The sequence below is a fragment of the Oerskovia sp. Root918 genome, assembly GCF_001428945.1.
GTDB lineage: Bacteria > Actinomycetota > Actinomycetes > Actinomycetales > Cellulomonadaceae > Oerskovia > Oerskovia enterophila.
This window is the reverse complement of the sequence record NZ_LMJG01000012.1, coordinates 382,970-396,731: the sequence shown is the minus strand read 5'-3', so window position 1 is coordinate 396,731 and position 13,762 is coordinate 382,970. Positions and strand designations below refer to the sequence as shown.

Annotated in this window: 6 protein-coding genes; all 6 read right to left on the bottom strand. The window is 70.9% G+C overall.

Annotation, left to right across the window (positions count from 1 at the left end):
• Nucleotides 1-4: 4 nt before the first annotated feature.
• The 6 genes from ASE27_RS11115 to nuoL all read right to left on the bottom strand — a co-directional run bounded on the left by ASE27_RS11115 (nucleotide 5) and on the right by nuoL (nucleotide 13,758).
• Nucleotides 5-979 (bottom strand): MoxR family ATPase, encoded by a 975-nt coding sequence (locus ASE27_RS11115; RefSeq protein ID WP_056649837.1) that lies wholly within the window; start codon nucleotides 977-979, stop codon nucleotides 5-7.
• Nucleotides 980-1,023: 44 nt separating this feature from the next.
• Nucleotides 1,024-7,047, bottom strand: a complete 6,024-nt coding sequence (locus ASE27_RS11110) for an Ig-like domain-containing protein (RefSeq protein WP_235535419.1) — start codon at nucleotides 7,045-7,047, stop codon at nucleotides 1,024-1,026.
• Nucleotides 7,048-7,390: 343 nt separating this feature from the next.
• A complete protein-coding gene (locus ASE27_RS11105; protein WP_056649835.1) occupies nucleotides 7,391-8,413 on the bottom strand; it encodes a polyprenyl synthetase family protein in 1,023 nt (340 codons plus the stop codon).
• Complete coding sequence (gene nuoN, locus ASE27_RS11100; protein WP_056649832.1) at nucleotides 8,410-10,218, bottom strand: NADH-quinone oxidoreductase subunit NuoN; 1,809 nt, start codon at nucleotides 10,216-10,218, stop codon at nucleotides 8,410-8,412. Before nuoN ends, ASE27_RS11105 begins: the two co-directional genes overlap by 4 nt.
• A complete protein-coding gene (locus ASE27_RS11095) occupies nucleotides 10,215-11,780 on the bottom strand; it encodes an NADH-quinone oxidoreductase subunit M (protein ID WP_056649829.1) in 1,566 nt (521 codons plus the stop codon). The genes nuoN and ASE27_RS11095 overlap by 4 nt, the downstream gene beginning before the upstream one ends.
• Nucleotides 11,781-11,787: 7 nt before the next feature.
• Nucleotides 11,788-13,758 carry an NADH-quinone oxidoreductase subunit L gene (gene nuoL, locus ASE27_RS11090; RefSeq protein ID WP_056650060.1) on the bottom strand — a complete coding sequence of 657 codons (1,971 nt, stop codon included), beginning with the start codon at nucleotides 13,756-13,758 and terminating at the stop codon, nucleotides 11,788-11,790.
• Nucleotides 13,759-13,762 lie beyond the last annotated feature (4 nt).

Here is a 13,762-nt window from a genome sequence, read left to right as displayed (position 1 = left end):
CAGGTCAGGCCGACCGGCGTTCCTGCGGCGCCGCGACGTCGGCCAGGAGGCGCGCGAGCACGCCCTCGTTGGTCGCCCCCGCGAACTCGGCCTCGGGGTCGAGCACGAGCCGGTGCGCCCAGGCGGGCTGTGCGAGCTCCTTGATGTCGTCCGGCAGGACGTAGTTGCGACCGTGCGCCGCGGCCCACACCTTGGCGCACCGGACGAGCGCGAGCGCCCCACGCACCGAGACCCCGACGCGGCACTCGGCCGCGTTGCGGGTCTCCTCGGCGAGACGCGAGATGTACTCGAGCACGGCGCCGTCGACGTGGACACCCGCGGCGAGGTCGGCCATCTCCGCGACGGCCTGCGTCGTGATGAGGGCCTGCAGAGTCGCGCTGCGGTCACGCACCGAGGCCCCTTGCAGGATCTCGACCGTGGCCGCGTGGTCGGGGTACCCGAGCGACGTCTTCATGAGGAAGCGGTCGAGCTGCGCCTCGGGCAGGCGGTAGGTGCCGGCCTGCTCGATCGGGTTCTGGGTCGCGATGACCATGAACGGCCGACCCACCGAGTGGGTCACGCCGTCGACCGTGATCTGCCCCTCCTCCATGACCTCCAGGAGCGCGGACTGCGTCTTGGGCGAGGCACGGTTGATCTCGTCCGCGAGGACGATCGACGCGAAGATCGGGCCCTGGTGGAACTCGAACTTCGCGGTCTTCTGGTCGTAGATCGTCACGCCCGTGACGTCGGAGGGGAGCAGGTCCGGCGTGAACTGGATGCGGTTCTGCGTGCCCTGGACGCTCGCGGCCAGCGCTCGGGCCAGCGAGGTCTTGCCCGTGCCGGGCGCGTCCTCGAGGAGGATGTGGCCCTCGGAGAGCATGCACGTGAGGACCAGGCGCACGACGTGCGGCTTGCCCAGCACGGCCTGGCCCACGTTGGTGACCAGACGGTCGAAGGTCTGAGCGAACCAGGCGGCCTGCTCGGGGGTCATGGTGGTCATGGTGTTCTTTCCTGTGCGGAGGTCCGAGGGGTGAGAGGGCGCGGTCATCGGTTGGGCCAGGTCTGACGTTCGACCGTGACGCCTCCGTGGTTGATCGTGACCCAGGCCTGAGGCGCCGGGTAGTAGTTGCCCATGATGCAGGGAAGGTCGACCGAGCTGCCGGCAGCGAGATACGCCGAGTACGTGCGTCCAGCGGACACGATGTTGTGGTCGTACCCCGATGCGTTCGACCAGCACTGGAAGTTGTACGTGCCGCTGGGGAAGGTCTCGTTGGCGTTGACCCGGTACTTGGTGCAGATGTACGTGTCGTTGCAGTCACCGAGCGATCCGGTCGCGGCGCCGACGCCACGGGTGACCCAGACCTTGGGCGGGATGGGCGGTGCGTCGGTCGAGTAGCCGACGTAGCCGCTCCAGGCCCCGCACCCGGCGTTGTTGCAGGCCTGTGCGCGCAGCGAGAAGGACTGTCCGTAGTCGCTCCCCACGTTGATGGTCGTACCGGAACCCGAGCGGCCGTCGGTCAGAGCCCAGTTGTAGCTCGTCACGGGGTTGCCTCCGTCGGAGCCGGGGGCGTGGACGGTGTACTGGCCGCTGGTCGCTCCCGTGCGTCCGGCCGAGACGCCGGGCGCCCCCGGGGTCGTGTAGGCCTTGACCGCGCCCGAGGCCCCGCTCGCTGCCGAGGTCCCGCCGTCGTTGGTCGCGACGACCGTGAATGTGTACGTGGTCCCGGCGTTGAGGCCCGTGAAGGCGGCGGACGTGCCCGTCACGGTCTTGGTGCCGCCGCCGTTGCTCGCGGTCACGGTGTAGCTGGTGATCGGGCTGCCGTTGCTGTCGGGGGCGCTCCAGGCGATCTGGGGGACGCCCTTGGCGTCGCTGGCGCTGACACCGGTCGGGGCGTCGGGCTTGGCGAACGGCGTCACGGCACCCGAGGTCGCACTGGGCGCGCCGAGGCCTGCCTTGTTCTCGCCGACGACGGTGAACGTGTAGGACGCGGCGTTGTCCAGGCCCGTGGCCTTGTGCGTGGTGCCCGTGGTCGCGACGGGCCCCCCGTCCGCTGCGCCTCCCTTGTAGCGCTGGACGTAGTACGTCTTGGTGTCACCGTTCCACTGCTCGCCGGTGAGAGCTGTCCAGGAGACGTCGATGACGCCGCCGTTGATGGCGGACTCGCCCGAACGCTTGGCGCTCGGGGCCGAGGGTGCCGCGGGCTTGCCCGCGGGGACCATCCCCGCCGACCATTCGCCGAACTCGGAAGGGTCGGGTGCGAGGTTGACGGCCTGGATCCGGACCTTGTAGTCCACGCCGTTCTTCAGACCGGTCCAGACGAACTGGTTGCCGCCGATACCGGTCTTCTGGATCGCGCCGCCCGGCGGCGCCGGGGAGATCTCGAGGTTGACGGACTCGATCGCCGAGCGGTCGGTGTAGGTCTTGTTGACCCACGTGATCGTCAGCGACTGGTCGCCGAACTCGAGGGTCGGCGGGGCCGGCGGGTCCGGCTTCTCGTCGGGTCGTGCGTCCTCCGAGGGCGCCGACGGGTCGGAGTCCCCCACCTCGTTGGTCGCGACCACGGTGAAGTTGTAGGTCACGTTGTTGGTCAGGCCGTCCAGGGTGCACGTGGTGGTCGCGCACGCCTTGCTGTACCCGTTGGCCGACTTGACGGTGTACCCGGTGATCTCGGCACCGTTGTTGACGGGCGGGTCCCACGTCAGGACGACCGTCTTGGAGCGGACCTCCTCGACCGTGGGCTTGGCCGGGGTCTCGGGGCGCCCCTGGACGGTCACCTGGATGCGTCCCTCGACCTCGCGGTCGGGGTCCGCCGTGGCGTCCTGGATGCGGTAGCGCACGACCATGACCCCGACGAACGTCTTGTCCGGGGTGACCACGACCTGGTCGCCGGAGACCGCCGCCGAGCCGTTGCCGGTCTCGACCATGGCGCCGACGACCTTGAGGCCGGTCTCGGGGAACGGGTTGGAGTCGTTGGCCAGGACCTTGACCGGGACGTCCTTGCCCTGGTGGGCCTTGTCGACCGTGTCCTCGTTGGCCTTGGCCAGAGGCCGCGTCGAGGCCACGACCTTGACGGTCAGGGTCCCCTCGACCGGCGGGTGCTCCCCGTCGGTCACGGAGATCGGGACGCTCAGGACCGTGCCCTTGGCGACCTCCGGGGTGGCCTGGACCGTCGCGGTGGTACCGCTGATAGCGACCGAGATCCCGGCCGGGGCCCCGCCCGCGGTGAACGTCACGGGGTCCCCGTCCGGGTCCTCGACGAACCGCGCCAGGTCGACGCTGCCCTCGTCACCGGCCGCGACGTCGACGTTCGCGGCCGACAGGACCGGGGGAAGGTTCTTGGGTGCCAGCACGATGATGGGCAGCGTGAGCAGGGCCTTGTGCCCCTCGGGGTCGTCGGGCCCCGACCCGTCGGTGACCTCGAACGACAGGGCCGCGGGCCCGGCGTAGTCCACGCGGGGGGTGTACGTCAGGTTCGTGGCGTCGGTGACCGCGAACGTCCCCTCCAGCGCCGAGATCTTCGACTCCTCGGTCAGGCGCGGGGTGCGCCCCTCCAGGACCAGGACGTAGTCGGTGATGTCCACGGGCAGCGACTCGCCCGCGTGGACCTCGAGCGGCGCGATCCCCGGGCGCAGCTGCGGGATCTGCTCGGTCAGGCCGGGCACCTTCACGAACGCCCGGGAGGTGAGCCCGTCGACGTCGGTCACGGTGTACGTGATGACCTGGCGGTCCTGGGTCAGCGGAACCGTCAGCACCCCGTCCGGTGCCACGGAGACGCCCAGCGTCTCGGTCGTGACCGTGAGCTCGGACCCGGCCCCGTCGGGATCCTCGTCGTTGTCGAGGACCGCGACCTGCACGCTCGTCCGGCCCAGGATCGAGTCCATCGGGACCGTGTCGTCGCGCGCGATCGGCGCGAGCAACGGGGCGTCCTGGTCCACGTTCACCGTGATCGAGGCCGCGGCGCGCGCGCCGAGCGCGTCCTCGATCCCGTAGTAGAACGACGTCGCGCCCGCCTCGGCAGGGCTCGTCAGGACCACGCGGCCCTTCACGACCTGTGCGTCGAGCTCCTTCGGAGCCTCCAGGCCTGCCGGGCGCAACGCGATCTGGTCCCCGTCGGGGTCGGTGTCGTTGGCCAGCGCGGCCACCGAGACCGTGCGGTCGGGGCGGACCGTGACCACGTCGTCGATCGCGACGGGCGGCTGGTTCGCCGCCGGCGGGCGGGAGATCCCTACCTGGGCCGTGCCCACCGCGATCTCGCCACGCGCGTCCTGGACCGAGTACGTGAACGTGTCGGAACCGGTCGCGTCCTTGGACGCCTCGTAGACGAGGTACCCGTCCTCGACCGTGGCCTTCCCCTTGCCCGGTGCCGACGCGATCCCGGTGAGCTGGACCGAGTCGCCGTCCGGGTCGATCCCGTCCAACGGCACCGCGACCCGCACGCTCGCACCGGAGAGCACGCGCATCTGCACGGGCAGCGGCTGGGGCGCCGAGTTCTCCTCACCGTCACGGATGTGGATCGTGACCTGGGCCGAGTCCTCCTGGCCGTTCTTGTCCCGGACGCGGTAGATCGCGTACGCCGTGCCGGCCTCGGGACCGGCCTTGAACCGCAGCTGGCCCTCGGACGCGAAGATCTCGCCCTGCTCGGGGGCCACGCCCTGCTCGAGCTCGTCCTGCAGGAAGAGCTCCAGACCGTCGGGGTGCGTGTCGTTCTTGAGCACGGGGATCGTGACCACGTCGCCCACCCGCACGGTCGCCTCGTCCGCGGCGGCGTTCGGCGGCTGGAGCTTGACCGGGGCCGGGACCGGGATGACCCGCACCTGACCCGTCGTGGTCTGCGTCCCGTTGGAAGCCGTGTACTCGATCGTCACGGGCGCGTCCAAGCGGCGGATCTCGGTGATCCGGAGCATCTGGTGCCCCAGCACCGCGACCGACACACCAGCGTTGTCCGGCACGTTGACCGACTGCACCACGAGCACCCCGCCCGCAGGATCGGTGTCGTTGGCCAGCACGTCCACGAGCGTCTTGCCACCCGAAGGCAGCAGCGCGGTGTCGGAGACCACGATGGGCGGCCCCTCGGCGGCCGAGGCCGGCAGCACGTCGACGCGCACCAGCCCCGTCGTCGCGTTGGGACCGTCCGAGACCTGGTAGGTCAGGTCGTACGAACGCGGTTCGTTGGAGAAGAACTGGAACGTGCCCGCATCGAAGTTGGGCGTGATCTGCGCGGGCGCGGACTCGGAGACCGCCGCCAGGCGCAGCTCGTCACCGTTCGCGTCGTAGTCGTTCAGCAACGGCTCGACCGTGACGGGCTGCCCCGCGGGAACGACCACGTGGTCCGCGACGGCGACGGGCGCGAGCTGACCGGCCCCCGACACGTCCACGTTCAGCACACCCTCGAAGACCTCCTGGCCGTCGGCCACCATGATCTTGACGATCTTGCGGCCAGTCGACCCGCCGCCGTCACGGAACTCGACCGTGCCGTCCGGGCGCGAACGCACCTCGTCCCCGGCGGACGTCACCGATGCCGCCGCGAGGTACAGGTCGTCGCCGTCCGGGTCCCGGAAGAACGGCAGGACCTTGATCTCGGCGGTCTTGCCGGACTCCACGACCAGGACCGGCTCCCCCGTCTGCTCGGGCGCGGCGTTCTCGCTCCACGGCGAGACCTTCAGCTCGACCCCGGCCTCGGCGACCCCGCCGCGACCGTCGGACACCGAGTACCGGAACGAGGACGTCCCCGCCTCGGCGTCCGCCGGGACGACGGCCTGGAGCGCTGCGCCTCCCAGCACCGTCTGCACCTGCGCGTCGCGCGGCCCCTCGCCGGCGAGCGTCGCGGTCATGACGTCCCCGTCAGGGTCCACGTCGTTGCCCAGGACGGGCAGCAGGGTCGTGCGCCCGGGGCGCACGCCGAACGTGTCGTCGACCGGCAGCGGCGGCTGGTTGGGCTGGGAACGGTCGAGCACGAACTGGTCGACCTGCTCCGGGGTGCTCAGGTCCGCCTCGGACTCCTCGCCCTCGGCCTGCTCGGGGAGCACCAGCTCCCAGTCGTCGACCTTCTCGTACTCGTCGGCCGCCATCCAGAGCGTGCCCGCCGACAGGTCGTTGAGCACGATCGCCTTGCGGTTGACCCTGTACTCCAGCCGGTTCTGCGGATCCACCCCGTCGAGGCGCTTGTCGATGTCCAGGTCCGTCCCTGCGCAGTCACGGATGACCTGACCCGACTGCGACCACGCGCCGTACGTGCACCCGCCCAGCTGCACGGGCGCCGCCGGCAGGCCGGACGCCGCACGTGTCACGGCGTCCCCCCCGCCCAGGGGCGCCAGGACCAACCCCGAGCTCGTCGCGACCGCGACGTCCGCCGTCTTGGCCCCTGGCTGCTGCAGGCGCGCGTCCGACGCCCCCTCGAGCGGGACGGTCTTGCCCCCCGGGAGGACCAGCTGCGACTGCGTGCGGTTGAGCACGACCGGCTCCGAGCCCACGGTCGTGACCTCGACCTCGTCGCCCTTGCCGACCGGCACCTTGGACGAGGTGACCTCCTCGACCGTCCCGGTCGCCGTCGTCGTCACCTTGGTCAGCTCACCCGTGGCCGGGACCACGGCGTACACCGTGCCGTCCTGGGAGACCTGGACGACGCCCTCACCGCCGAGCTCGGCGGTCGGCTCGAGGTTCTCCGCGTCGAACGACGCGACCCCCGCGAACGGGACCACCCACAGCAGGCCCTCCTCGCCGTCGAGGACGGCCACCGTGGAACCTCCCAGCGCGACCTTCGCGCCCGTCGGCGGACGCACCGTCCCGTCGAGCTTCAGCCGCGCCACGTCGACGGGGCTCACGGACCCGGCGCCGTCGTCGACGAGCAGCACCTTGCCCGCGTTCTGCAGCACGTCGAACGAGGCCGACGACGCCAGCAACGACCCGTCCAGGGCCTGGGACTCGAAGTTGAACCGGCCCAGGGCACCCCCCGACGTCCGGGTCACCCAGACGCCCGAGTCGTTGAGCTCCACGTCAGCGGTGGCCTGACCGTCGTACGTGATCGCGAAGGCGACCAGCGCGGTCGAGAAGATGGACACCGTGCTCACAGATGCGACGGAGCGACGCCTGTCGTACAGACGGGAAAGGAAGGTCACAGATCCTCCGAGGATGCTGAGTGCTGCAACCAGGTGTCCCCAGAGCCCCTCCTGCCAGGTGCCCCTACCCGTCGCGGGTAGAAGGATAACCACAAGACGTCACGTCATTAGCATCCAGTGGATGGGGAGAACTCCCCCTGGCACTACTGGCAGCAATGCTGCGAGTGGTGTCCTCGCAGGCCAGGGACACCGTCCCGCGGGTCGGCGAGCGTGGCCCGGCGGGGCGAGATTCACCTGGTACGGCAGAGGGCGGCGCCGGGGACAGTGAGGTCCCCGGCGCCGCCCTCCGTGAGGATCAGGCCGCGCGGTCGGCGAGCGCCTGGGCGAACGAGACGAGCGCGTCCTTGACCGGCCCTGCGGGCAGCGGGTCGAGCTCGGCGATCGCCGCGCGGGCCCAGCCCACGGCGAGCGCCCGGGTCTCTGCCAGGACCTCGTGAGCACGCAGCGCGGCGACGGCCGAGGCCAGCTCTGCGTCCCCGGACAGGTCCGAGTCGAGCAGGTCGACGATCGCCACGTCCGCGGCGGTGCCCTTGCCGCCGCTCACGCGGGCGCGCAGCAGCAGAGCGGGCATGGTCGGGACCTTCTCGCGGAGGTCCGTGCCGGGTGTCTTGCCGGACTGCTCGCCCGAGGACGCGAGGTCGAGCACGTCGTCGGCGAGCTGGAACGCGACGCCCAGCTTCTCCCCGTACTCCGCGACGACCTCGACGACCGACTGGTCGCACCCGCCGAACATCGCACCCAGACGAGCCGAGGTCGAGAGCAGCGACGCGGTCTTGTCCGCGAGGACCTCGAGGTAGTGCTCGACGGGGTCGTCGTTCTCCGAGGGCCCCGTCGTCTCGTGCAGCTGGCCGAGGCACAACCGCTCGAAGGTCCGCGCCTGGATGAGCACGGCCTCCGGACCCAGCGCGGCGACCGTGGACGCTGCACGGGCGAAGAGCAGGTCACCGATGAGGATCGCGACGGAGTTGCCCCACACGGCGTGCGCAGAGGGAGCCCCGCGCCGCACGGGCGCGGAGTCCATGACGTCGTCGTGATAGAGCGAGGCCAGGTGGGTGAGCTCGACGACGACGGCCGCCTCCACCACCTCCGGCCGGGCGCCGTCGCCCAGCTCCGCGCACAGCAGTGCGAGGAGCGGGCGCAGGCGCTTTCCGCCGGCGTTCACGAGGTGGCGGGACGCGGTGTCCGCGAGCCCGTCGGAGTGCGCGACGGCGTCGCCCAGGCGCGCCTCGACGGTCGCAAGGCGTGCGGTGAGCGTCGCGGAGAGCTCCGGATCGGTCAGGGGGATCGCCGTCGCTGAGACGGGTGGCACTGTGGTCACGGTCTGAACTTAGCCGCCTCGAGGGCAAGATCGAGAACCGAGGAGGGCAAAACGCCGAGAAGGACGACTCCTGTCACGCAGATCACGATCGCGACCGTGGTGAATCCCTCGGACCTGACGACCGTCACCCGGGTCGCGAGCGCGGCCACGACGGAGGTCGCCGCGGGACCCCCGTCCGCGTTCTCCGGGCTCTCCTGCTCGACCCCGCCGGCGACGCTCGACGGCGACGGCGTGAAGAACATGAGGACGATGATCCGCACGTAGAAGAACACCGAGACCGCCGAGGCCAGGACGCCGATCAGGGCGAGCGGCCAGGCCCCCACCGCGACAGCGGCACCGAACGCCGTGAACTTCGCGATGAAGCCCGCGGTCAGCGGGATACCGGCCATCGAGAGAAGGAACAGGGCGAACGCCCCCGCGAGCCACGGGCTGCGCCTGCCCAGCCCGGCCCACTCGGTCAGGTGCGTGGCCTCGCCGAGGATCGCTCCGCCGTCGGACGCGGGGAGGTCCCCCGCTCCCCCGGCCCCAGACCCCGCTGCTGCCACGGACCCTGCCGTCCCGCCAGAACCCACCGCGGCGAGCACCGGGCTCTCCACGGCGGCCCGAGGCTGCGGCGACCGCTCGCGCACGAGCGTCACGACCGCGAAGGCCCCCACGGTCGCCAGACCGTACGCGAGCAGGTAGAACACCACGGCCCGGACGCCGAACCCGCTCAGCTCGCCGAAGCCCACGAGCGCCACCAGGAGGAAGCCGGCGTGCGCGATCGACGAGTACGCGAGCAGGCGCTTCATGTCGGTCTGGATCACACCGATGACCGACCCCACGACCATGGTGAGGATCGCGACGACCCACAGCGCGACCACGAGCTTCTCCTGGAGGTCCGGCGGGAGCGCCGAGCCGATCAGGTAGAGGACGCGCACCAGCGCTCCGAACGCGGCGGCCTTGGTGCAGGCTGCCATGAAGCCCGTGATGGGCGTCGGGGCGCCCTGGTAGACGTCGGGGGTCCACGAGTGGAACGGGGCCGCACCGATCTTGAAGAGCAGGCCCGCGAGCACCATGACCAGGCCCAGGAGCACCAGGCCCGTCATCCCGTCGAGGCCGCCGCCGTTCAGCAGGGCCGCGCGCACCTCGGCGAGCCGCACCGAGCCCGCGAAGCCGTAGACGAGCGCCACGCCGAAGATGAAGATCGCCGACGCGAAGGCCCCCAGCAGGAAGTACTTGAACGAGGCCTCCTGCGACAGGAGCCGACGACGGCGCGCGAGCGCCGTGAGCACGTACAGGGGCAGGGAGAGCACCTCGAGCGCGACGAACATCGTCAGCAGGTCGCCCGTGGCCGGGAAGATCATCATCCCGCCCACCGCGAACAGCACGAGCGGGAAGACCTCGGTCTGCTCGAGGCCACGGCGGCGCGCGAGGTCCTCGTACGCCGAGCCGGGCACGGCAGCTGCCGTGGGCGCGAACGCGTCCTGCCCGGTCGAGGTGCGGTCGGCGATCACGAGCGTGGCCAGCAGCGCGAGGACCACGACGATCCCCTGGAGCGCCAGGCCGAACGGGTCGATCACGAGCGACCCGCCCAGCACCTGGATGCCGTTGAGCTCCTGCACGTCGTCCCAGAGCAGGACGATCGTCGTGAGGGCCCCGACGAGGGCGCCCAGGGCCAGGACGACCTGGACCGCGCGGCGGTGCCGGTCCGGCACGAAGGCCTCGACCAGGACACCCAGGACACCGGCCCCCAGGACGACGATCACGGGGACGAGGTAGGCCCAGTCGATCGTGGGGGCCGCGAAGGCGGCTGCGGTGCTCACGAGTCGCTCCCTTCAACGCTGAGGAGTTCGGGGTTCGGGGCGGGATCCTCGAGCCCGACGGCCGTCATGGTCGCCTGCGCGGGCTCGCGCACCAGGTCGAGCGCCGGCGCCGGGTAGAAGCCGAGGACCAGCAGGGCCACGATCAGGGGCGCGACGACCCACTTCTCACGAGCTCCCAGGTCCGCCGTCCCTGTCAGGGCGTCGGGCGTCCGGCCCGTGAAGACCTTCTGGTAGGTCAGCAGCACGTACAGCGCCGCGAGGACCACGCCCAGGACCGCCACGAGGGCCGCCGGGTTGCTGCGCGAGAAGGTACCGACGAGGACCATGATCTCGGAGACGAACGTCGACAGGCCCGGCAGCGAGAGTGCCGAGAGACCGGCCACGAGGAACGTCCCCGCGAGGACCGGGGTGACCCGTTGGAGGCCGCCGTAGTCGGTCAGGCGCTGGGAGCGGGTCGGGTGCCGCGCGATCAGGAAGCCCGCCAGGAGGAAGAGCGCCCCGGTCGAGATGCCGTGGTTGAACATGTAGAACGACGCCCCGGAGATGCTGAGCGACGTGAACGAGAAGATCCCCAGGACGATGAACCCGAAGTGGGACACCGACGTGTAGGCGATGAGCCGCATGACGTCGGTCTGGCCGATCGCCATGAGTGCGCCGTAGAGGATCGAGACCACGGCCAGCACCACGACCACGGGCGCGGCCCAGCGGCTCGCGTTCGGGAAGAGCGGCAGGCACAGCGTCAGCATGCCGAACGTGCCGACCTTGTCGAGGACGCCCACGAGCAGCGTCGACGTGCCCGCAGGGGCGTGCTCGGCGGCGTCGGGCAGCCACGTGTGGACCGGGAAGAGCGGTGCCTTGATCGCGAACGCGAGGAAGAACGCGAGGAACAGCAGGCGCTCGGTGCTCACGGGCAGCGGGTTCGCCGCCAGGTCGTCGACCAGGGTCTGGGTCAGGAAGCCCTGCTCCCCGCCCGGCCCGTTGAGGTAGAGCGCGATGACCCCGACGAGCATGACGAGCCCGCCCGCGAGCGAGAAGAGCAGGAACTTCACGGCCGCGTACCGCCGCTGCGCCCCGCCCCCGAACCCGCCGATCATGAAGTAGACCGGGATCAGCATGGCCTCGAACAGGACGTAGAAGAAGAACACGTCGCGGGCCACGAAGACCGCGACCATGAACGCCTCGAGGAGGAGCACCAGGCCCAGGTAGTGGCGGAGCTTGGCGAGGTCGCCGTCCTGCTCGCGCCAGGCGGCGAGCACCACGAGCGGGACCAGCAGCACCGCGAGCCCGACCAGCAGGAGCGCGACGCCGTCCGCGCCGACCGCGTAGCTCACGCCGAGCTGCGGGATCCACGCGTGCGTCTCGGTGAGCTGGAACGTGCCCGCGTCCGCCGTGTCGAACGCGCTGATCGCGAGGCCGAGCAGCACGAGCTCGGCGAGCGCGAAGACGACCGCGACGGTCCGCAGGTGCTTGCGCGCGGAGGTCGCGCCCAGCCCCCAGACCGCGGCCGCGCCGACGAGCGGCAGGACGATCAGAAGTGTCAGCCAGGGAATCTCGGTGGTCATCGGTCCCTCAGCTCCCTGTTCCGGTGGTCACGGCGAGGACCACCGCGACGATCACGATCAGGCCAGCGAGCATCGTCGCCGCGTAGGACCTGACGAATCCGTTCTGCATGCCGCGCAACTTCTCCCCTGTCGCTCCGACGAGGCCGGCGAGGCCCATCCAGCCGCTGTCGACCATCTGCCGGTCCCCGTAGACCAGGGATCGTGTGAGGTACTGCCCGGGCCGCATGAAGACGGCCTCGTTGACGTCGTCCTGGTACAGGTCCCGGCGCGCGGCCCGCGTGAGCGCCGACCCGTGCGGAGGCACGATCGGCACGCGGGAGACCGCGTACTGGCGCCAGGCCAGCAGCACGCCCACGAGGACCAGCAGGAGGGTCAGGGTGATGAGCGCCCAGACCGGCAGGACCGGTTCCGCGTGCTCGGCGTGGCCCGTGACCGGCGAGAGCCAGTCGACGAACCCGTTGCCGATCGCGAGGAGCCCGCCGAGCGCGACCGACCCCACCGCGAGGACGACCATGGGGATCGTCATGAGTGCCGGGGACTCGTGCGGGTGCTGCACGGGGCCGTCGGTCGAGAGGTTGCCCGTGGGGCTGCCCGACCCGTCGTTCCAGCGCTTGTGCCCGTGGAACGTCATGAAGAACAGGCGCGACATGTAGAACGCCGTGATCCCGGCGCCCAGCAGCGCCACGCCGCCGAAGACCCACGCCCGCCACTCCTGCCCGTCGATCGGGACGAACGCGGCCTCGATGATCTTGTCCTTGGACCAGAACCCGGAGAACGGCGGGATGCCCAGGATCGCGAGCCAGCCCAGGCCGAACGTGACCCAGGTGACCTTCATGTATCTCGACAGCGCGCCGAAGCGCCGCATGTCCACCCCGTCGTTCATGCCGTGCATGACCGACCCCGCACCGAGGAACATCCCGGCCTTGAAGAAGCCGTGCGTCACGAGGTGGAAGATCGCGAACGCGTACCCGATGGGCCCCAGGCCCGCCGCGAGGATCATGTAGCCGATCTGGGACATGGTCGAGGCCGCCAGGGCCTTCTTGATGTCGTCCTTGGCGCAGCCGATGATCGCGCCGAACAGGAGCGTGACCGCACCGACGATGACCACGACGAGCTGCGCCGTCGGCGCCCCCTCGAACACGGGGGCCGAGCGGACCACCAGGTAGACGCCCGCGGTGACCATGGTCGCCGCGTGGATGAGGGCCGAGACGGGCGTGGGGCCAGCCATGGCGTCCCCGAGCCACGCCTGGAGCGGGAACTGGGCCGACTTGCCGCACGCGGCGACCAGGAGCGCCAGGCCGATCGCCGTCAGCAGGGCCGTGCCCGCCGCGGGCGCGTCGGCGAAGACCGTCGCGAAGTCGACCGCTCCGAAGCCCGCGAACATGAGCATGAGCGCGACGATCAGTCCCAGGTCGCCCACGCGGTTCATGATGAACGCCTTCTTGGCCGCGACCGCGTTGGCCCGCTCGTGGTTCCAGAACCCGATGAGCAGGTACGAGGCCAGACCCACGCCCTCCCAGCCGACGAACAGCAGCAGGTAGGAGTCCGCGAGGACCAGGATCAGCATGGCCGCGACGAACAGGTTGAGGTAGGCGAAGAACCGGCGCTTGTCGGGGTCGTGCTCCATGTACGCGACCGCGTAGACGTGGATCAGCGTGCCCACGAACGTCACGAGCAGCACGAACGTCATGGACAGCGGGTCGATCCGCAGCCCCACGCCCACGTCCAGGCCGCCCGCGGCGATCCAGTCGAAGAGCCGGTGGTCGACCACCCGCTCGTCGGCCGGCAGGCCGAGCATCGAGAAGAACACGACGAGGGCGACGACGAACGCGCCGCCCGACATCAGCACCCCGAACCACGCGCCCCAGCGGTCGCTGCGCCGCCCCGCGAGCAGCAGGATCGCGGCACCCAGGAGAGGCAGCAGGATCAGCAGCGGGGCCAGCAGGAAGGGGCCGGGCACGACCGTCGAGGCGGGCACGATC

What these genes read in the sequence shown, in the direction of transcription:
- ASE27_RS11115 (WP_056649837.1), bottom strand. Translation starts at nt 979, where the DNA reads ATGACCACCATGACCCCCGAGCAGGCCGCCTGGTTCGCTCAGACCTTC.
- ASE27_RS11095 (WP_056649829.1), bottom strand. Translation starts at nt 11,780, where the DNA reads ATGACCACCGAGATTCCCTGGCTGACACTTCTGATCGTCCTGCCGCTC.